Below are 20,652 nucleotides of genomic sequence, written 5' to 3'. Positions count from 1 at the left end.
CGATCGAGGTAGGATTTCGCCTCAAGTGCCGAGAAGCGCACCGAGTGGGCCACTCCGTCATGCAATCGTTACTTTTCGCCAGCGGAAACCCGGGGGCGATCCCGCCCTGGGAGGTTCAGTGTCGACGTCCGCCATCCCCGCACGCCGCGACCGGGAGCGCCGGCGCACACCCCGGAGACTGAGGCTGCTGTGGCTCCTCGTGCCGGCGGTCGCCGTCCTCGTCGCGGCCGGGTTCCTGGTGGCCCCGCGCTTCTTCTATGCAGCGCCGAGTCCCTATCAGTCGAGCGTCGCCGCAGGCGGCAGCTTCACCTGCGCGATCACCGCCGAGCAGGAGGTGAAGTGCTGGGGCGCGAACGACTCCGGGCAGCTCGGCGACGGGACGTTCACCGACAGCCCTGCGCCGGTCGCCGCCATCGGCGCATCCCGCGCCGTCGCACTGTCCGCAGGCTCGGGATCGCACGTGTGCGCACTCCTCGAGGACGGCTCGATGATGTGCTGGGGCGCGAACGACGACGGGCAGCTCGGCGACGGCACGACCACCTCCAGCCCGACGCCCCGAACGGTCAAGGGCCTGCCGTCCCCGGTGACGGCGATCGCCGTCGGTCGTCAGCACACCTGCGCCCTCGCGTCCGGGCAGGTGTACTGCTGGGGGTACAACGCCAGCGCCGAGCTCGGCATCGGGGGCACCGATGCGACGCCGGTGCCGACCCGGGTATCCGGACTCGGGACCGCCGTCGCCGTGTCGGCGGGGACGAGCCTGACCTGTGCGCTCACCGACCGGGGACGGGCACGCTGCTGGGGTGACAGCGGCGACGGCCAGGCCGGTGCGCCACGCGGCGTGCAGGAGGGGCCGCAGCCGATCGCGCCCGCTGAACGGTTCGGCCAGATCGCGGCGGGGGACACGAATTCCTGCGCCGTCGCCACGAACGGGCGTGTCTGGTGCTGGGGTGCGAACGACGGCGGCCAGCTCGGCGTCGGCGACACGCGCCGCCGCTCCGGGCCCGTCGCGGTGCGGGGCATCGAGGACGCCGTCTCCGTGTCGTCGGGGTACCGGCGGTCCTGCGCCGTCTCCTCGGCCGGGGCGGTTCGGTGCTGGGGCGGCGAGACCGATGGCGCGCCGTTCCCGTCGTCGACGGCCCCGACCGCCGTGGCGGGGCTGACCTCGGGTTACGGCTCGGTCAGCGTCGGCGGGATGCACACCTGCGCCATCGCCCGGGACCGTTCCCGGGTCGAATGCTGGGGGGCGAACTCCGCCGGACAGCTCGGCACGGGTACCGCGGAGGACAGCGGCACACCCGTGCGCGTCGTCGGATTCTGAACGGGCCGAGCCCGATCAGGAGGCGGAGACGAGCTCCAGATAGAACATCTGCAGATCCGCCGCCGCTCCCGTGGCGTATCCCACCGTGACGCCCTGGGTCCACACCATCGTGCTCTGGCCGTCATCGTCGTAGTACCAGTACTGGCCGTCGGGCGGAACCCCCACGGTTCCCGACTTCTGCAGCGTTCCGGCGGCCTGCGCCTGAAGCGTCTCGGCGTACTGCGCCGCGTCCTCGGGCGTCTCCCACGCCGATCGCCGGAGCTCGATGTCGCCCTGCGGCCCGGTGTAGGTGGTGCTGCCGGAATCCACCGCGCCCGCGTCGTCGGCATCCGGGTCGGGAGCGACGTCCCCCGCCTCGTAACCGCCCCGTACGGTGTCGGGCACGAGCGTGATCGGCGGCTCGTCCGGTGCGGTGGGCGGCGGTGTGAAGACCGGGGTCGGCCTCGGGCTGTAGGTGGGCGCGACCGTCTGGCCGTCGATCACGATCTCCGGCGGCACGCCGGAGGGCGAGGGACCTGCCCCGGCCTGTCCGGCCGCCCAGCTCCAGCCCAGCGCGGCGAGGATGACGACCACCGTCTGCGCCACGCCGACGACGATCGCCACGATCGCATGGCGACGTCGATCGGCAGTCGCCGCACGTCGCAGCCGAGGGCTCCGAGCACGATGCCCGCGGGCCCCACAAGAATTCCTGCACCGATGCCGATCGCTCCCAAATCCACTCCTGCGTCGCGCTGCGAGGCCATCTCCGACGATTCCATGACGGCACCACCTTCCTCGGCATGCTGCTGTGGTCGATGCTACGCCTGAGACCGCGTCCCAGCTGATAGCGTCAGGCAGGCCCGGACACCGAAGGATGGTGCGCATGGTCGCAGAGGAGCCCCCGCCCCCGCTCCGCCTCCGCGAGCGGCCGCGGCTCCTTCTCGCCGCGTCGGCGCTCGTCGTCGTGGCGGCCGCCGTGATCCTCGCCGTGATCGTCCTTCCGCGTTACGTCTACCTGCCGCCCGCGCCGTACCGCTCGACGATCGCCGCCGGCGCGGACTTCAGCTGTGCGGTGACGGACGCCGGTGCGGTGCGGTGCTGGGGCGCGAACGACGACGGGCAGCTCGGGGACGGCACCTTCGCGCCGCACCCGCGACCCGTCGCGGTCCAGGGGGTCAGCGGTGCCGTCGCCGTCACCGCGGGCGACGGCACGCACGCGTGCGCGCTGACCGCCGCGGGCGCCGTCTGGTGCTGGGGCGCGAACGCCTCGGGTCAGCTCGGGGATGCGACGACGACCACGCACCCCATCCCGCAGCCGGTGCAGGGCCTTCCCGGACGGGCCTCCGCGGTCTCCGCCGGCCGCGCGCACACCTGTGCGCTCGTCGGCGCCGACCTCTACTGCTGGGGATCGAACACCGCGGGCGAACTGGGGGCGCGCGCGTCGACGGATCCCGTCCTGCAGCCCCGACGCGTGCAGGGCCTGCCCGGCGGCGTGGTGGCGGCATCCGCGGGCACAGGATTCACCTGCGCGGTGACCGATCGCGGACGCGCGTTCTGCTGGGGCGAGAACGGCGACGGCCAGCTGGGCGGCCCGGGCGTCGCCTCGTCGGCCGTTCCCGTGCAGGTGCCCGTGCCCGATGCGCGTTTCGACGCCATCACGGCCGGCGACACCCATGCCTGCGCCCTGACCCGCGGCGACGTCTTCTGCTGGGGCGCGAACGCCGGCGGGGAACGCGGCGACGGCACGCGCATCCCCTCCCCCGCACCGAATCGCGTCGCGGGGCTGACCGGCGCTGAGAGCGTCTCCGCGGGTCATGCCCGCACCTGCGCGACGACCTCCGAACAGAGCGTTCTCTGCTGGGGCGACGCCGGCGCCGACGACATCGACGCCCCGCGACCCGTTCCCGTTCCGCAGATTCCCGCTCCGGTCTCCGGCGTCGCCGTCGGCAGGTTCCATGTGTGCACGCTCTCCTCCCGGGATCGGGTGTCCTGCTGGGGCGTCAACACCACCGGACAGCTCGGCGACGGCAGCACGACGGATCGACGCGAGCCCGTCTCGGTGTCGATCGACTGACGTCGGCCCTCCGCCGCCGCCCCGGGCCCGGCATCGGGCTCCGATAGAGTCGAGAAGCCCGATGCCGACCTGGATGAAAGGCGCCAGCAGAGTGCCCGAACTACCCGAGCGACACCTCCTCGTCGTCACGACGAACTACGCCGAGACCGAGGGCGGGGTCGAGATGCATCTGCGCTCGCTCCTTCCTCTCCTGGTCGCGCGCGGTGTGGCCGTCACGGTCGTCTATCTCGGCAGCGATCGCGAGGCATGGACGGAGCCGTCCGGCGTGCGCGTCGTCCCGGTGCCGCGCACGTACGACTTCCGCTCGATCATGGCCCTCCCCTCGGCCCGCGACTGGCGCGCCTTCGTCCGCTCGGCGGCAGGCGCACAGACGCCGATCACGCATGTCGCCACCCACACCCGCTTCTTCCCGCTCAGCTGGCTGGGGATCCGGCTCGCGCGGCGGCAGGGGGTGCCCAGCATCCACACCGAGCACGGCGGCGGTTTCGTGGTCACCTCGTCCCCGCTGGTCCGCGTGGCGAGCCGCCTCGTCGACCGGACCATGGGACGAAGGGTGCTCCGCCGAGCGGACCGCGTCCTCGGCGTCTCGGATGCGGCGGCGGAGTTCGTCCGGGAGCTGTCCGGCGTGGACGCCGGCGTCTTCGGCAACGGCATCGCGCTGCGGCAGTGGCTCCCGGACGAGGGCCAGCCACCGGCGGTCGGAGACGAACGGCGCCTCGTCTTCGTCGGGCGCGTCGTCGAGGAGAAGGGCTGGCGCACCTTCGTCGATGTCGTCGCGGCCTGCCGCGCGGACGGCTGGCGCGGCGAGGCGTGGCTCATCGGCCCGGGCGAGCGGGACGCCGCCCAGGCGTACGCCGCCGAGCGCGGCGTGGAGGATCTGCACACGCCGGGACGATGGGACTCCGACGCGGTGCGGGAGAAGCTGCGCGGCGCGGTCTACGTGAACCCCTCCGTCGCCGCCGAGGGCTTCCAGCTCACCCAGCTCGAGGCACTGGCGGCCGGCGCCGCCCTCGTGACCTACGAGGTCGGGATCGCTTCGGCGCTCGCCGCCATCCCCGACGCCCGCGTCGCGGTCGTCCCCTCGGGCGACGCCGGGGCACTCATCGCAGCCGCGCGGCAGGAGCTCGGACGGCCGGCGCCCCAGCCCCGATACGAGCAGTTCGCCGCATGGGACTGGGACCACCTGGCCGATCGCTACGTGCAGGAGCTCGACCGGCTCTGAGCCGCGCAGCGCGCGCCGGGCGTGGGCATCGCCTCGTCAGTGGCGCAGGACGAACACGAGCGCCACGATGCCGCGCACTCCGATCGCGGCGGCGAGCGCCCAGAAGCCTCCGGCGAGCCCCCAGATCGGGATCAGGACCGCGCAGAGGATCGCCGAGACGACGACCGCCGCCGCGCTCAGCGCCAGCACGTGCGTGTAGCGGTTCTGAATGCTCACGGTGATCGCGGTGAAGTGCGCGAACGGCAGGAGCACGATCGCACACCCGAGCGGGACCGCCTCGGCGATGCCGAACCCGAAGGCGGGGCCGAAGAGGAGGGGCAGCAGCATCGCGCCCAGCCAGAGGCCGAACACCGTCGCGGGGAGGAAGAGCGCCGTCCACAGCAGCACCGGACGCGCCAGCCAGCGCCGGGGCTCGCCCGTCTCGTACGAGCGCCGCCCGGTGGGGATCCATGCCTGTGCGAGGCTCATGCCCGCGATGTCGGCCACGGCGTACATGTACAGCATGACCGCGAACCGTCCGGCGACGGCCTGGCCGATCACACCCGCGAGGACGTACTGCGGCAGGACCGACATGAGCGACATGATCGCGATCGCGACCCCCATCGGCACACCGGCGCGGACCACCCTGGCGCGGGTGTCCGCGTCGGCGCGCCACGACCAGGTGCCCGCCTCCCGCTCCGCGCGGCGCACCGGCAGATAGAGGAACGGAAGCGCGGCGCAGAGCGTCCCCGCGGCGAGAGCGACGAGGCTCACCACCACCGACCCCGTCGCCAGCAGCCCCGCCGCCGCGAACGCGAGCGATCCCGCCCCCACCGCCAGGCTGGCCCAGAAGATCCGCCGCTCCCGGCCCGCCGCCTGCAGCGGGCCGGAGAGCAGGTCGACGTAGGCGTCCATGATCTTGCCGAGCGCCGCGGCGGCGAGCAGCGGCAGCAGCGCGGCCTGGAAGACCCCGCCGATGATGCCGGTCACGATCGCGGCGAACAGCAGCGCGGCCGCCTGGACGCCGAGCAGCACGGCGATCCGGACCGGCGGCCTGATCGTGAGGTAGACGGTGCGCAGGCTCAGCTGCGCGAAGACGAACATCGGCGTCACGATCGCGAGCGAGAGCGTGTAGGCGCCGACCGTGTCGGGCGTCGTGAACTGGGCGAGGAGCACCAGCATGCCCAGCGGACCGACGTAGCGCAGGACGTTGGCCGCCAGGAGGTAGCCGGTCGCGTGCGCGACGCGGGTTCCGGTCGGCGCGGGGATCTCAGCGGTCACGAGGCGGCGTCCGCGTCCTCGAAGCGGGCGCGCCATGCCGCAGCCGACGCGAGCCGGGGCGCCGCTGTACGATACTCGCGCGAGAGGGAGGGCCAGGCGAGCCAGAGCCGCACACGGAGTCCGATCGCCCGGCGCACGGCGCGGCCCGCGATCCCGCGGTCCCGTCGGGCGACGAAGACGCCGGTGCCCGTGGCGCTGTCGACCGTGGCGGCGTCGAGCCGCCCGAGCATCCACCATCGTCCTTCCGCCCGGGTGAGGGCGACGGGGGCATCGGGTCGAGGACGGCGCAGCTGGTGCAGGAGCACGGCGGCGAGACGGCCGACCGTCGCGGCCCGGCCGACCGGGCGTGCGGGGAGCCCCGTTCCCGGACGCCCCCGGGCTCCCGCCTCGGTCACGACGGTCTGACCGAACCGCTCGAGGATCTCCTGGGAGCGCCGCGGACCGGCGCGCAGGGTGTGGTCGAGGTGCGCCGGCCCCTGCAGCACGTCGAGCAGCGCTCGACTGCGGACCGCGGTCGAGCCGTACTGCAGGCAGAGCACGTGGTTGAGGTCCTGCGCGAGCGACGACAGCAGCATCCCGCTGCCGCGGCGTCGGGCACCGTGCACGAGCCCGGTCACCAGACGCCCGCGGAGCTGGAAGTACGCCTGCCAGTCCAGTCCGTCGTCCTTCGCGGTCCACGGCATGTGCCAGAGCGCGGCGCCGGGAAGCGTGACGGTCCGAACGCCTGCGTCGGCGCTGCGCAGCCCGTACTCCGCGTCGTCCCACTTCAGGAACAGCGGCAGCGAGGCCCCCGCACGACGGATCAGCCCGGTCGGGATGGCGCACATCCACCAGCCGTTGAAATCGACCTCGTGCACCCGGTGCAGGGCGGGCGTCGTCGCGAGCGGATGGGTCGCGAGGTCGACGGGCGCGAGGGCCGGGTCCACGGGCGTCCACCAGAACGCCCCGCGGTCGACGCGCTCGCCCATCGTGTGCAGCAGGGTGGGCTCGGTGAGGCTCAGCATCTGCCCGCCGACCACGATCTCGGTGGGAGACTGCTCCGCCAGCGAGAGCATGCGCAGGATGCTGTCGGTCTCCAGGCGCACGTCGTCGTCGAGCAGGATCGCATGCGTGGCGCGCTCCCGCGCCTCGAGCATGCCCCGGCTGAATCCGCCGGATCCCCCGAGATTGGCCTGCTCGATGAGGACGAGGAGCCCGTCCAGGGCGGCTGCGGCCTCCGCATAGCCCGCGGCGTCGCGGAGGCGACGGGATCCCTGATCGACGACGATGATCGCCGAGAGCCGGGCACGGACTTCGGCGTCGTCCGCGAGCCGGCGCAGCACCTGGATGCAGTCGTGCTCGCGGTTGACCGTCGTGATGCAGACGGCGCCGGTGGCCGGGGTCTCGGGCGCCGGCGCGCTCCAGCGCGCGTCCCGCACGATGACGGCCTCGGTGGCGTCGACCTCCGCCCAGGCCCAGCCGAGGTCCTGCCCCTCCGGGATCTCGACGTGGAGGGCGACTTCGCCGGTCGCGCCGGCGATCGTCTGCACCACGGTCCTTTCGGCGCGGGAGTCCGTGCGGATCAGGCGCACGTCGGCGATCCCCTCCACGACGAGGTCGAGACGGAACCGGCGCACGGGGGTGGCCGAGGCCCAGACGCCGATCGGAAGCGCGCCGAAGTAGGACGCGAGCGAGAGACCTCCCCCGGCCTGCACGCGCACCGACTCCCGCGAGAGCACCTCGACGCCGTGCGATGATCCCGCATCGAGGTACAGCGGGAGGACGTCGCCCTGCTCGCCCGTCGAGGGGAAGAGGACGCGCTGGACGGTCCTCCCGGCGGTCATCGCATCCGCCGTTCGCGACGCCAGCGACGAACCATGTCCGTCGCGCGCTCGCCCAGCGAGCGGCGCTCGTCGAGCTGACGGGCGATCTCATCCTGGAGGAATCGGGTGAGATACAGCGGCAGACCTGCGCCGTGCTCGGCGACGTACGCACGAAGGGCCTCGTCGCGCACCATCATGTCGTAGTCGTCGTGGTCCTGGGCGAGCGCGAACATGCTGTTGCCGAGCTCCCCCTCGACGCCCGCGCGCTGGTGCCAGAAAGCCAGGGGCTCCTCGCCGAGGAAGCCGATCGGGTGCAGCGCCGCCACCCGGAGATTGAACTCCCAGTCCTCCGCCGCGTGCACGTCCTCGCGGTAGAAGCCGACCTCGTCGTGCACCGCGCGCCGGTAGAGGTACGCGATCGGCACGAAGCGGTTGACCCGGAGCAGCTCGGAATAGGTGATGCGGTGCAGTCCCGGCCAGAACGGCGCGCGGCCCACCTCGACGAAGGCCCCGTCGCGTTCGGCCTCGTAGACGATCTCCGTCCGGACCGCCACGCCGACATGACCCGGGTGGGCGTCGAGCCAGCGGACGGTCCGCGCCAGGAAGCCCGGTGCCCAGCGGTCGTCGTCGTCGTGCAGCACCGCGTACTCGGTGTCGAGCCGGCGGATCCCGGCGTTGGCCGCAGCGGAACGGCCCTGGGAGACATCGTGGTGGACGACGCCGACGCGCGCGCGCACGGCGTCCGGCAAAGCCGAGAGCACCCGGTCCACGGCGGCCGCGTCCCCGCCGTCGTCGACCACCTCGACCCGCCAGTCCTGATAGGTCTGGTCCGCGATGTCCGCGAGCGCCCGGGCGAGGAGCTGCGGGCGGTTCTTGGTGCGGACGACGATCCCCACGCGCGCCTCGGTCGGATCCATGCTCACCTCTCCTGCGGGAAGTCCCACGCCTGCGGGAAGCCCCAGCCGAGGGTATCAGCGCACTCCGAGCGAGAACCTCCCAGACCCGCGGCGGAGGGCCGGGTATCATCGTCGCGGAGGCGCACCCCTCACCGTGATCGGCATCGCTCTCGCCATGACTCGTCCGTCACAGCTCTCCCGCCCGAGCCCTCCCGGAACGAGAAGAACCATGACACCTATCGCCCGACTGCTGACCACCGTCCTCGCCGGGCTCGCCCTGTTCCTCTCCCTCGGCGCCTGGTCGCTGAGCTCTCCGGTCGGGGCCGCACCCGACGACGACTTCCACCTCGCCAGCATCTGGTGCGGTGACGGCGTCCGGGAGGGACTGTGCGAGCCGGGCTCCGACGCGAAGCACTGGCAGGTCCCGAACAAGATCATCCAGTCGACCTGCTATGCGTTCCATCCCGAGGTCAACGCGTCCTGCCAGGGTCCCGGATACCTGGACGAGGGCTTCCGCCTCGCGGAGACGGATCGCCTCAATGCGGGTTCCCACCAGTACCCGCAGGGGTTCTACTGGTGGATGTCGCACCTGGCGGGTGACAATGTCGCGGCGTCCACGATCGCGATCCGGCTCGTGAACGCCGCCCTGTTCTCCGTGCTCATGGTCGGCACCTGGCGCCTGCTCCCCCGTCGGTTCCGCTTCACCCTCTCCGCCGGTGCGGCGCTGACCGCCGTGCCCCTGGCGATGTTCCTCATCCCGTCGGCCAACCCGAGCAGCTGGTCGATCATCTCGATGGCGATCATGTTCCCCGCGATGCTCGGCTACCTGGCATCCCGCGGCTGGCGTGCGGTCGCCCTCGGCGGGATCACGGTCCTGTCCGCCCTGCTCGGACTCGGCGCCCGGGGCGACAGCGCGGCATATGTCGTGGTGGCGGTGTGCGCGGCCCTGGTGCTCTCCTTCCGCCGCGAGCGGGACTTCTTCCTGCGCGCTCTCCTGCCCGTCGCCCTGGTCGTGCTGGCCGTGGTGGCCTTCCTCGGAGCCGGCCAGACCGGACTCGCGATCGGCGGGATGGGGCACACGCCGGCGACGAGCTCGCGGGCCGCCCTGATCCTCGCCAACCTGCTCGCGATGCCCAACCTCTGGGCGGGCATCTACGGACTCGGCTGGGGCCTGGGCTGGCTCGACACGCTGCTCCAGCCCGTCGTCTGGGCGGGGGCGCTGCTCAGCGTGTGCGGCGTGCTCTTCGTCGCCTTCCGCTGGCAGGGCTGGCGCAAGCTCGTCGCCGTCCTCGGCGTCGCTGCCGCAGCCCTCATCGTGCCGCTCTACATCCTCGTCTCGAGCAATGTGGTGGTCGGCTACGAGGTGCAGCCGCGCTACATCCTCCCGTTGCTCACCCTGCTCATCGCGACGGTCCTCGCGCCCTCCGAGGCGCCGGGCGGCCGGGAGCGCACGGGCATCCTGCTCTCCGGTCCCCAGGTCTGGTTGATCGCGGGGCTGCTCAGCGTCGCGAACGCGGTGGCCCTCTACGGCAACATGCACCGCTACACCGGTCAGGGGACGATGCGGCTGAGCGGCCAGGTCGCCTGGTGGTGGCATTCGGCTCCCACGCCGCTGATCACCTGGGTGATCGGCGCGGGCGCCTTCGCCGTGACCATGGCCGTGTTCGCGCGCTCCGCCGCGCTGCGCGCCCGCTCGGACGCCCCCGCAGGGCCCTCCGGCTCCGCGGGCGGGAGCATCCCCGTCGCCCCCTCTGCGGATGCCGCCCCCGGCGCCTCCCGCGACGCGACCGGCACCGCCTCCGCCACGGCGTCGCCCGAGTCGTCGCCGCGGACCGCCTAGACTCCAGGGGTGCTGACCCGCCTGCGACGACTCTGGCGCGCCGCGCGCTCCCTGCCCGTGCTGCGCCCGCTGCTCGGCGCGGCGGATCGGCTCTGGTGGGCGCGGACGATCCGTCGCGCCCGGGTCGTCGACGTCGCGTACGTCGCACTGCAGCTGGGCAGGGCCGTCTCGCCGCGCGGCGCGGTCCGCGCCTATGTCACCGGCGGCTTCCGACGGGGACTGAGCCTGAATCCGCTGTTCTCCGAGCGCCTCGTCTCAGAGCAGCTCCCGGACTCGGCGCGGGTGCCCGCGCTGTACGCGTACCTGGTGACCGACCCCGCACGCATCGACACATCGCTCGCCTGGGACGCCCCCGCGCACGCCGCGCGCGCGGATTCCGCAGCCGTCCCCGGCTCCCCGCTCGCATCGGCGTGGCGCGCGCTGGAGGCGGGCGCGTCCGTCCCGCTCCGCGGCGGAGCACGGGTCGATCTGGCCGACCTGCACGCAGCCGCACGGTCCGTGTTGGAGGGCTCGGCCGACGCGTCGCCGGTCGACCTCACCGGCGCATCCCTCGTGCTGCGATGGACCCTCGACGCCGCCGACGCGGATGCGGCGGCGCTGCGCGCCCCCCTCGAGGTGCTCGACGCGGAGGGCGCAGACCGGGACTCGCGGCGGCTCGTGCTGGCGGTCGGCGACGCCCCCGCCGACGTGCGCCTCCTCGCCGCGCAACTCGCGCTCGGCGACCCTCGGATCGTGCTGACCGAGCGCATCTCCGACTCCCCCGGCGCCGTCGCCGCCGGGGTCCGGGTGATCGAACGCGACTCCGGTGGGAACCTCGACGCCGCGTCGCTGCACGCACTCGTCTCGGCCTCCGGCGGCCCGGTCGCGCCGATCTGGCTCGGACCCGACGGCACGGTCGTGTCCGCCGGCATCCTCGTCCGCGACGGGCGCCCCTGGCGCGCCTGGTCCGGGCACCCCCGCGAAGACGTCGAAGGCGCCGCGGCGGAGATCGCCGTCGCGGCCCTCGACGCACCGGTGCGCGCCTATACGGCAGGACGGGACGGAGAGCCCCGCACCCTCACGGCGGCGGCGGTGCGCGGCCGGGCGCCGTCACGTCCCCCGCTGATGCCCGCGGACGCCGAGGACTCCCCCGCACCGGCTGCCCGGCGCGGGCTCGTCCTGTCGCCCCCCGGCGACGTGCCGCGGATGCTCCGCCATCCCGAGTCCTTCGCTCTCCCCGACGGGACCGTGGTGCCTCGGCTGCGCTGGGCCATCAAGACCGGGGCGCCGGCCGGACCGCGTGGCGAGTCCTGGGGCGAGACGCACTTCGCCCGCTCGCTCGCCGCCGCTCTGGAACGGCTCGGTCAGTACGCGGCCGTGGACGCGCGCCCCGCCCTCGCGCGGGCGACGGGAGACCTCGACGACGTCGTGCTGTCCCTGCGGGGCCCGCACGAGCTGGCGCTTCCGCCTGCCGCCCATCGCCTCCTGTGGATCATCAGCCACCCCGACGAGGTCACCGCCGAGGAGGTCCGCGACGCCGACACGGTCTACGCGGCTTCGGCGCCGTGGGCGCGCCGGGCGACCGAGCGATTCGGCGTTGCCGTGCGGCCGCTTCTGCAGTGCACCGACGCGCACCGGTTCCGTCCGCAGGGGCTGCAGCGCACCGCGGACCTCGTCTTCGTCGGCACGGCACGGGGGATCGCCCGCCCCTCGGTCGTCGAACCGGTGCGGGCGGGCCGCCCGGTCCGCGTGTACGGCCCGGACTGGCGCGGTTACATCCCCGGCTCGGCGATCGCCGCGACGCACATCGCCAACGACCGTCTCCCGGCCGTCTACGAGGCCGCCGGCGCCGTCCTCAACGACCACTGGCCCGCCATGCAGCGCGAGGGGTTCGTCTCGAACCGCCTCTTCGACGTGGTCGCGGCGGGAGGCAGGGCGATCAGCGACGAGGTCGACGGGATCGCCGAGCTGTTCGGATCCGCGGTGCGCACCTACGCCGACGTGCCGGCGTTGCTCGAGCTCACCGCGGCGCCGCTCGACACGCATTTCGGGACGGACGCGGAGATCGCGGAACGATCCGAGCGGATCCGCGCCGAGCACTCCTTCGACGCGCGGGCGCGCACGCTCCTCGACGATGTGATGGCCGCCGCTGCCCGCATCTGACCCGATCGGTCGTTCCGTGTCCCGCGACGCGAGCCAGTAGCATCGAAGGACCTGTCCCGCTTCAGGGCCGTCCAGTTTCAGGGAGCATCTGTGCGCGTACTCGTCACCGGCGGAGCCGGCTACATCGGATCCCACACGGTCCTCACCCTCCTCGAGCGGGGCGACGATGTCATCGTCGTGGACAACTTCGCGAACAGCTCCCCGGAATCCCTCGAGCGCGTGGCCCGCATCACGGGGCGGCACGCGACGGTGCACCGCCTGGACGTCGCCGACCGCGAGGCGCTGGACGCCGTCTTCGCCGCCGAGCGTCCCGACGCCGTGATCCACTTCGCGGGGCTCAAGGCGGTCGGCGAGAGCGTGGCGCAGCCGCTGCGCTACTACTCCGAGAACCTCGGGACGACGTTCTCGCTCCTGGCGGCGATGGACCGGCACGATGTGCGCACCCTCGTGTTCTCCTCGTCCGCGACGGTGTACGGCGACCACCAGCCGGCGCCGTATCGGGAGGACGGCGGCCTGCTCGGCTCCACCAACCCCTACGGCGAGACCAAGGTGATGCTGGAGCGCGTCCTCACGGACGTCGCACAGGCCGATCCGCGCTGGCGCATCGCCCTGCTGCGCTACTTCAACCCCATCGGCGCGCATGAGAGCGGCCTCATCGGGGAGGATCCCCGGGGGATCCCCAACAATCTCGCGCCCTACGTCGCCCAGGTCGCGGTCGGCCGGCTCGCTGAGGTGGGCGTGTTCGGCGACGACTACGCCACCGCGGACGGCACCGGGGAGCGCGATTACATCCACGTCGTCGACCTCGCCGAAGGGCACGTCGCCGCGCTCGAGCACCTGCGCGACCACGAGGGCGTCCGCGCCTGGAACCTGGGCACGGGCCGGGCCACCTCGGTGCTCGAGCTCATCGCGGCCTTCGAGGCCGCCTCCGGGCGTCCGATCCCCTCGCGCGTGCTGCCCCGCCGCGACGGCGACCTCGCGCAGGCCTGGGCCGACACGACGCGCGCCGCGGAGGAGCTCGGCTGGCGCGCGTCCCGCGGCGTCGCCGAGATGGCGCGGGACGCCTGGCGCTGGCAGTCCGCGAATCCGAACGGCTACGACGCCGCGAGCTGAGCGCCGGGGTCAGCCGGCGAGGGCGACGCGGGCGGAGACACTGCCCACGCTGGAACCCCCGCCGCGCACCGAGAACATGATGCCCTGCGACAGGCCGTGCGAGCTCGGCTCGCTGACGCCCGCCGCGTTGGCGTTCACGTAGTACTGCCCCTCGCCGAGGTGCACGCTCTCGATGGTGAGGTCGACGGACTGCGGTCCGTCGATCGGATCGAGGGTGACCCCGATCATCTCGGTGTTGCTGGCGAGCACCATCTGCCCCAGCGGGGTGTCGATGCTGAACCCGACCTCCCAGCGTTCGATCCGGTGGAGTCCGTCGACGTTGATGCGGATGGTGAGCGCATCATCGATCCCGATCTCGGAGGTGGGCTCGCCGGCGGCGTCGAGGAGCTCGATGCTCTTGACCTGGATGGGGTGCTGCGTCTCGTCCGGCGCGGCCTCGTCCGCACGGCGCCCTTCCAGCACATTGCGCAGCGCCCGCACGGCCTCGTTGGTGTCCCCGTCGAAGACGACCTCGCCGTGGCTCAGGACGATGCCGCGGTCGCAGAGCTCCTGCACCTGGTTGGCGGCGTGGCTGACCAGGATGATGGTGCGTCCCTCCTGGCGGAACTGCGCGATGCGCTCCATGCACTTGCGCTGGAAGGCCTCGTCGCCCACGGCGAGGACCTCGTCGACGAGGAGGATGTCGGGATCCGTGTGCACCGCGACCGCGAAGGCGAGGCGGACGTACATGCCGGACGAATAGAACTTGACCGCGGTGTCGATGAACTCGCCGATGCCGCTGAAGGCGAGGATGTCGTCGAAGCGCGCGGTGATCTGCTCCCGGCTGAGCCCGAGCAGCGAGGCGTTGAGGTAGACGTTCTCCCGCCCGCTCAGGTCGGGGTGGAATCCGGCTCCGAGTTCGAGCAGGGCCGCCATCCGCCCGCGGGTCTGCACGGTGCCGCGGGTCGGCGAGACGATGCCGCCGATGAGCTTGAGCAGGGTGGACTTGCCGGATCCGTTCGCACCCAGCAGACCCACGGTCGTCCCGGCCTCGATCGCGAGCGTCACGTCGCTGACGGCCGTGAACGTCGAGCGGTGCTCCTCGCCGAGCCTGCCGAAGTGGACGATCCTGTCCTTGAGGCTGTTGTCCTTGCGGACGCGGAACTCCTTCACCACGCCGTTCAGGCGGACGATGTCGGGGCGGTTGTCGTTGTCGGTCATCACAGCTCCTGCGCGAAGTTCCCCTGCATCCGGGTGAACGCACGGTGCGCCCCCCAGAGCAGGACGACGCCGATCACGGCAGCGATCAGCATGCGGAGTCCGAGGTTCGCCGGATAGTCGGCGTCGGTGCCCGCGCCCCAGAAGGCGCGGTGGAAGCCCAGCACGCCGATCGTGAGGGGATTGGCCGCGTACACCTCGAGGATCCAGGTCGGCAGGTGGAAGCGCTCCAGGGCGCTGCGGACCATGGAGTACGAGTACACGATCGGGGACGCCCACATCGCGAGCATCATCACGACCTCGGTGAGGTACTGGATGTCGCGCAGGTACACGTTCAGCGCGGCGAGCAGCAGGCCGATCGCGACCCCGTAGACGATCACCACGAACAGCGACGGGAAGAACCAGAGCATCTCCACGGGTGCCGGAAGCGCTCGGAAGCCGATCGCGGCGACCAGCAGCACGAGCAGCTGGACGAGGAACATGAATCCCGCCGCGCCGATGCTGGCGAGCGGGAACACCTCCCGCGGGACGTAGATCTTCTTCACCAGCCCGGCGTTGCCGACGATGGATCCGGTCGCGCCGAACACCATGTCGCTGAAGAAGCCGAAGATCGTGAGTCCGGAGAAGAGGTAGATCGCGAAGTTCGGGACCCCCTCCGCCGCGCGCAGGAACTGCCCGAGCACGAGGTAGTACATCAGGAACTGGATCAGCGGGCGGATCACCGTCCAGAGGAATCCGAGCACGCTGTCCCGGTAGCGCGCCTGGAGGTCGCGACGGACCAGGAGGAACAGCAGCTGGCGGCGCGAGATGATCTCGCGGATCTTGCCGCCGCGGACGCGCAGCCCGCGGGCGTCGATCGTGGAGAACGGCTCGGCGGCGACGCGCGCGAATCTTTCCGTCGTGTCCAATGTGCTCATACTTCCGTGATTCCCGTCTCAGAGGGCTGCGGTTGCGGATCCGGCACGGTCATCATCGACCGAGGACCCGCCGCAGGGCCGTCCGCGGTCTCCTGACCGCTCGGGCGACCTTGCCGACGATGCTCGGTGAGGCCATGACGCTGCGCAACCGCGCGCCGGTTCCGGGAAAGTTGACGCGCATGTACATTCTCGCAAAGTCGCGCGCCGATCCGGTACCGACGAACCCGGCCTTGCGGATGAGCTCGATCTGCTCGTAGGCGTAGCCGGGCGTGGTCGCCGAGAGCTCATCCAGCAGGAAGTCCATCGTCGTGTGGCTGAGCGCCATGTACTCCGCCGTCGCGACCGTGCGCACGTGATACCCGAGCTCCCCCGCCGCGTACACCGGCAGCCGCTCGAGGATGTGCGCGAGGCCGCCGTCGCGATACGCCTCCGCCCCGCCGAAGTCGGCGAAGGTCCAATCGTGCTCGAGCAGGATCCGCAGAGCCTCGGGACGACCGATGTACATGGATCCGAACGGCGCGAGCGGCGACACGTCGTCGAGCGGGACGCGGATGCCGAGCTCATCGCAGAGAGCCTGGGCGCCCTCCTTGTTCACGGACCAGCCCCGGCCCAGCGTGGGGTAGCCGATGTGGATCATCGGGGGGAAGACGAGCCCGAGCCCCGGCTCGCGCTGGAACAGCGCGACGAGGTTGGCGGTGTAGCCCGGCCCGTCGAGGAGGTTGAGGAACTGCTGCTCCTTGAAGTGGCGCCCGATGTTGAACCCGTCCTGCGGTGTCTTCTTCGAGTGGATCTTCACGAAGAGGTCGTAGCGGCCCGAGAGCAGCACGTCGCGGCAGGCGATGAGGAACGCGCTCTGGTCACGTCCGTCGTTCGACTCCAGCACCCGGACCTCGACCTCGCCCCTGGCGTGCCCGCGGCGGCGGATCGCCTCGCGGACGCCCTCGGCGCGATCGGTATCAGGGGTGGTCACGACGAGGTCGTAGCCGCCGGGGAGCGTATCGGCGCGATCGAGCATCTCGTCCGTCATCTCGACGTAGAAGATGTGCGCGAGCACGACCGTGCGCAGCGGGTGCGCCGGGTCGTAGGACACGTCGGCGTCCGGCAGCACCTCGAGCGCAGCCGCGTCCGTGTTCAGATCCTTCGGGGGGATGGTCCGCGCGGCGTGCTGCCAGAACAGCTCCATCGGATACCCCAGCTCAGCCGCCTTCTCCAGCGTCCACCGGCCGACGACCGCATGGCGGTCCAGGTAGGGCGGCCACTGCAGGAAGGGCCGCCGCTTCAGGATCGGGCACCCCGCGTCCAGCAGCGCCTCTGCCCGATAGAGCGAGGGGTTCTTGGTGCCGATCTCGGCGGCCGGGTAGGCGACGTCGTGGGTGAAGCCGGCGTCGGCGAACACCTCCGTGAACACCGCCTCATGCTTGAGCACCGCATCGAAATACGTCGGCATCTCCGGCAGCTCCGCCCAATACCGCCGCCACGCCTCCGACAGGAACATCTCCCGCCGCACCGCGATCCAGAACGACTGCAGATGATACGGAAGAACACCCTTCCCCGTGAACGGATTCGGCTCCTGCCGCACATGATCCGTCATGCCCCAGAAATGAACCGGCCGCCCCGCCATCCGATCCAACACCGGACCGAACGACCCCACCGGACCGAACCACGTGTCATTCGTCAGCAGAACCTCATCGAACTCCGCGATCGACTCCCCCACATGATCCAGAGCCTCCTTGTGCGCCCAGATGTCGAACCCCGCATTCGAACGCACCAGGATCTCATCCGACACCGGCTCCAGCTTGGCCCGACCCTCCTCCGACAGAGAACCGTTCACCACCACCAGAACCCGCGACCCCTGCTCCCGCAACCCCGCCAGAGCAAAAGGAACGAAATCCTCCACACCCCCACGCCGATCCCACACCACATACACGACCAACCGACGACCACCCACAGGAAAAACCACCGGCACGGCTGCCTCAGTCATCGCGACCCCCCTTGACCGTCCGCACCGCGGCCTTGGCCGTACGCAGCCCGAATCGGGCGAACCGCCCGATCGGGTGCAGCACCGGGTGCAGACGGAGCACCACGTCACGGTGATTGATGTTCATGTACATCCGCAGCATCGCCACCGCACCGCCCGTCCCGAACCAGCCGGCCCGGTGCAGGAACTGGATCTGCTCCAGCGGGTAGCCGGGAGTGGTGGAGGCGAGCTGATCGACCTTGTACTCCATCGAGGTGTGGCTGATCGCCGCGTGCTCGCCGGTGATCACCGTCCGGGTGTGGAAGCCGTCCTCCCCGGCCGCATAGGAGACGAGCCGCTCCATGACCTTCGCGAGCGCCGGTACGGCCTTCGAGGTCGGCTTCGCGTAGTCGGCGGGACGGAATCCGGCCTCCACCAGGCGCCGGATCGCCTGCGGCCGACCGATCCACATGCCGCCGTACGGCGCGAGGGGCGAGATGCCGTCGAGCGGAACCTGGATCCCGAGGCTCTCGCAGATCTGCTTCGCCCGGGGCAGGTAGAACGACCAGGCACGCCCCGGGAGGGTGTAGCCGACGTGCATCATCGGCGGGTAGACCACGCCGAGTCCCGGCTCCTTGGCGAACAGCGCGAGCACGTTGCGGACGTAGCCGGGCGAGTTCAGCAGGTTCTCCAGCTGGTAGCGGGAGAAGTAGCGCCGCGCGTTCGCGGACCGCTGCCTCGGGGTGCGACCATGCACCTTGACGATCAGGTCGTAGCGGTCTTCGGCGAGCACGTCCCGGCAGCCGATGAGCAGCGCGCTCATGTCGCGCCCCTCCGGCGGGACCACGCGGACATCGACGGCGGCCAGCCCGGTCAGGTCGAGCCCTGCCACGGCTGCGCCGACCTCCTCGACGGCTCTGGCGTCGGTCAGGGTGACGTACAGGTCGAACGGATGCGGGATCGCCCGCAGGGCGCCGATGACGCGGGGGACGTCGTCGGTCTTGGTCAGGTGCGCCACCGCGGCGAGGCGGGGCGGGTGCTCCGGATCGGGCTCCCGCGCCTCGTCGGAGAGGACCTCAAGCATGCCGGCATCGGTGTTGAGCACCTTGGGCTGGACGTTGCGCGCCAGGTTGCGCCAGACGAGGTCGACCGGGTAGCCGTGCCGGGCCATCGCCGAGACCACCCGGCGCCCGCTCACCGCGTGGCGGTTGAGGAACGGCGGATAGTGGAAGAGCGGACGGCGCTTGACGAGCGGGCAGCCGTCGTCGACGAGGAGATCGGCGTTGAACAGCGCAGGGTGCTCGGTCGGGTAGTCGCTCTCCGGGTAGGCGACGTCGTGGGTGAAGCCGGCGTCGGCGAACACCTCCGTGAACACCGCCTCATGCTTGAGCACCGCATCGAAATACGTCGGCATCTCCGGCAGCTCCGCCCAATACCGCCGCCACGCCTCCGACAGGAACATCTCCCGCCGCACCGCGATCCAGAACGACTGCAGATGATACGGAAGAACACCCTTCCCCGTGAACGGATTCGGCTCCTGCCGCACATGATCCGTCATGCCCCAGAAATGAACCGGCCGCCCCGCCATCCGATCCAACACCGGACCGAACGACCCCACCGGACCGAACCACGTGTCATTCGTCAGCAGAACCTCATCGAACTCCGCGATCGACTCCCCCACATGATCCAGAGCCTCCTTGTGCGCCCAGATGTCGAACCCCGCATTCGAACGCACCAGGATCTCATCCGACACCGGCTCCAGCTTGGCCCGACCCTCCTCCGACAGAGAACCGTTCACCACCACCAGAACCCGCGACCCCTGCTCCCGCAACCCCGCCAGAGCAAAAGGAACGAAATCCTCCACACCCCCACGCCGATCCCACACCACATACACGACCAACCGACGACCACCCACAGGAAAAACCACCGGCACGGGAAGGGAAGTCATGAGGCGCATCAGCTCCGGATAAGAACACGGGTCGTCCGGTCGTCGTGTCCTGCACGACGACCGCGGATCATCCTAGATCGTGGCGGTTCAGCGACCCTGGGCGAGGGCCTTGAGCAGGTACGCGCCGTAGCCGCTCTTGATGAGGGGCTCCGCACGCTCGCGCAGCTCGTCGTCGGTGAGGAAGCCCATGCGCCAGGCGACCTCCTCCGGGCAGCCGATCGAGAGCCCCTGTCGCTTCTCCACGGTGCGGATGAAGTCGGTCGCCTCGGCGAGGGAGTCGAAGGTCCCCGTGTCCAGCCAGGCCGTGCCGCGGGTGAGCAGCTGCACCTGCAGCTTGCCGCGATCGAGGTACTCGCGGTTCACGTCGGTGATCTCGAGCTCGCCGCGCGGAGAGGGCTTCAGGTTCTTCGCGATCTCGATCACGTCGTTGTCGTAGAAGTAGAGACCCGGCACGGCGTAGTTGCTCTTGGGCTGGGCCGGCTTCTCCTCGAGGGAGACCACCCGTCCCGCATCGTCGAACTCGACCACGCCGTAGGCGGTCGCGTCGTCCACCCAGTAGCCGAACACGACGCCGCCGTCGAGCTCGGTGTACTGACGCAGCTGCGTGCCCATCCCCTGGCCGTAGAAGATGTTGTCGCCGAGCACGAGGGCCGCCGAGTCGGATCCGACGTGCTCCTCCCCGAGGATGAACGCCTGCGCGAGTCCGTCCGGAGAGGGCTGCGTCTTGTACGTGATGGAGACGCCGAAGCGCGAGCCGTCGCCGAGGAGGCGCTCGAACGCCTCTGCATCGTGGGGCGTGGTGATCAGCAGGATGTCGCGGATCCCCGCCAGGATGAGCGTCGACAGCGGGTAGTAGATCATCGGCTTGTCGTAGACAGGGACGAGCTGCTTCGACGTGCCGAGGGTGATCGGGTGCAGCCGGGAGCCGGTGCCACCGGCCAGGATGATTCCACGCATGGAGCCATTCTCCCCCATCCGCCCCGTCAT

At 71.3% G+C, this 20,652-nt stretch carries 15 protein-coding genes; 6 read left to right on the top strand and 9 right to left on the bottom strand.

The window, feature by feature from the left end; all coding sequences use genetic code 11:
* Positions 1 to 118: 118 nt before the first annotated feature.
* The gene (locus WFJ17_RS05245; RefSeq protein WP_336647855.1) at positions 119 to 1,318 is read left to right on the top strand and encodes an RCC1 domain-containing protein; all 1,200 of its coding nucleotides are present in this window, start codon (positions 119 to 121) and stop codon (positions 1,316 to 1,318) included.
* A 15-nt stretch (positions 1,319 to 1,333) separates the two neighbouring features.
* On the opposite strand, the gene WFJ17_RS05240 is transcribed toward WFJ17_RS05245, so the two are convergent.
* Entirely contained in the window at positions 1,334 to 1,921 is a 588-nt protein-coding gene (locus tag WFJ17_RS05240; RefSeq protein WP_336647854.1) for a hypothetical protein, read from the bottom strand.
* 259 nt (positions 1,922 to 2,180) lie between these two features.
* Here WFJ17_RS05240 and WFJ17_RS05235 point away from each other — a divergent pair, with 259 nt between their 5' ends.
* Together WFJ17_RS05235 and WFJ17_RS05230 are read left to right on the top strand one after the other, a co-directional pair.
* Positions 2,181 to 3,371, top strand: coding sequence for an RCC1 domain-containing protein (locus WFJ17_RS05235; RefSeq protein WP_251445072.1), 1,191 nt, complete (start codon positions 2,181 to 2,183; stop codon positions 3,369 to 3,371).
* Positions 3,372 to 3,462: 91 nt separating this feature from the next.
* Positions 3,463 to 4,593 (top strand): glycosyltransferase family 4 protein, encoded by a 1,131-nt coding sequence (locus WFJ17_RS05230; protein ID WP_336647853.1) that lies wholly within the window; start codon positions 3,463 to 3,465, stop codon positions 4,591 to 4,593.
* Positions 4,594 to 4,629: 36 nt separating this feature from the next.
* Here the strand turns inward: WFJ17_RS05230 and WFJ17_RS05225 are convergent, their stop codons facing one another.
* Genes WFJ17_RS05225 through WFJ17_RS05215 form a run of 3 tightly spaced genes read right to left on the bottom strand, consistent with a single transcriptional unit; the run spans position 4,630 to position 8,572 of the window.
* A complete protein-coding gene (locus WFJ17_RS05225) occupies positions 4,630 to 5,853 on the bottom strand; it encodes a lipopolysaccharide biosynthesis protein (RefSeq protein ID WP_251445077.1) in 1,224 nt (407 codons plus the stop codon).
* On the bottom strand, positions 5,850 to 7,676 hold the full coding sequence (locus tag WFJ17_RS05220; RefSeq protein ID WP_336647852.1) for a glycosyltransferase: 1,827 nt from the start codon (positions 7,674 to 7,676) through the stop codon (positions 5,850 to 5,852). Before WFJ17_RS05220 ends, WFJ17_RS05225 begins: the two co-directional genes overlap by 4 nt.
* Positions 7,673 to 8,572: a glycosyltransferase family 2 protein gene (locus WFJ17_RS05215; RefSeq protein ID WP_251445083.1), complete on the bottom strand. Its 900-nt coding sequence runs from the start codon at positions 8,570 to 8,572 to the stop codon at positions 7,673 to 7,675. Before WFJ17_RS05215 ends, WFJ17_RS05220 begins: the two co-directional genes overlap by 4 nt.
* 208 nt (positions 8,573 to 8,780) lie before the next feature.
* On the opposite strand from WFJ17_RS05215, the gene WFJ17_RS05210 reads away from it, so the two are divergent.
* The 3 genes from WFJ17_RS05210 to galE all read left to right on the top strand — a co-directional run bounded on the left by WFJ17_RS05210 (position 8,781) and on the right by galE (position 13,646).
* The gene (locus tag WFJ17_RS05210; protein ID WP_336647851.1) at positions 8,781 to 10,391 is read left to right on the top strand and encodes a DUF2142 domain-containing protein; all 1,611 of its coding nucleotides are present in this window, start codon (positions 8,781 to 8,783) and stop codon (positions 10,389 to 10,391) included.
* Positions 10,392 to 10,400: 9 nt separating this feature from the next.
* The gene (locus WFJ17_RS05205; protein ID WP_336647850.1) at positions 10,401 to 12,533 is read left to right on the top strand and encodes a glycosyltransferase; all 2,133 of its coding nucleotides are present in this window, start codon (positions 10,401 to 10,403) and stop codon (positions 12,531 to 12,533) included.
* A 90-nt stretch (positions 12,534 to 12,623) separates the two neighbouring features.
* Entirely contained in the window at positions 12,624 to 13,646 is a 1,023-nt protein-coding gene (gene galE, locus WFJ17_RS05200; RefSeq protein ID WP_295034245.1) for a UDP-glucose 4-epimerase GalE, read from the top strand.
* 9 nt (positions 13,647 to 13,655) lie between these two features.
* Here galE and WFJ17_RS05195 read toward each other — a convergent pair whose 3' ends face one another.
* From WFJ17_RS05195 to rfbA, 5 genes are all read right to left on the bottom strand, one after another.
* Positions 13,656 to 14,846, bottom strand: a complete 1,191-nt coding sequence (locus tag WFJ17_RS05195) for an ABC transporter ATP-binding protein (RefSeq protein ID WP_251445095.1) — start codon at positions 14,844 to 14,846, stop codon at positions 13,656 to 13,658.
* Positions 14,846 to 15,760, bottom strand: coding sequence for an ABC transporter permease (locus WFJ17_RS05190; RefSeq protein ID WP_251445098.1), 915 nt, complete (start codon positions 15,758 to 15,760; stop codon positions 14,846 to 14,848). Before WFJ17_RS05190 ends, WFJ17_RS05195 begins: the two co-directional genes overlap by 1 nt.
* A 52-nt stretch (positions 15,761 to 15,812) precedes the next feature.
* On the bottom strand, positions 15,813 to 17,741 hold the full coding sequence (locus tag WFJ17_RS05185; protein WP_336647849.1) for a rhamnan synthesis F family protein: 1,929 nt from the start codon (positions 17,739 to 17,741) through the stop codon (positions 15,813 to 15,815).
* The gene (locus tag WFJ17_RS05180) at positions 17,734 to 19,665 is read right to left on the bottom strand and encodes a rhamnan synthesis F family protein (RefSeq protein ID WP_336647848.1); all 1,932 of its coding nucleotides are present in this window, start codon (positions 19,663 to 19,665) and stop codon (positions 17,734 to 17,736) included. Before WFJ17_RS05180 ends, WFJ17_RS05185 begins: the two co-directional genes overlap by 8 nt.
* 87 nt (positions 19,666 to 19,752) lie before the next feature.
* The gene (rfbA, locus tag WFJ17_RS05175; RefSeq protein ID WP_251445107.1) at positions 19,753 to 20,622 is read right to left on the bottom strand and encodes a glucose-1-phosphate thymidylyltransferase RfbA; all 870 of its coding nucleotides are present in this window, start codon (positions 20,620 to 20,622) and stop codon (positions 19,753 to 19,755) included.
* Positions 20,623 to 20,652 lie beyond the last annotated feature (30 nt).

Source organism: Microbacterium sp. MMO-10 (assembly GCF_037148715.1).
Classification (GTDB): domain Bacteria; phylum Actinomycetota; class Actinomycetes; order Actinomycetales; family Microbacteriaceae; genus Microbacterium.
This window is presented reverse-complemented; position numbering and strand designations above follow the sequence as displayed.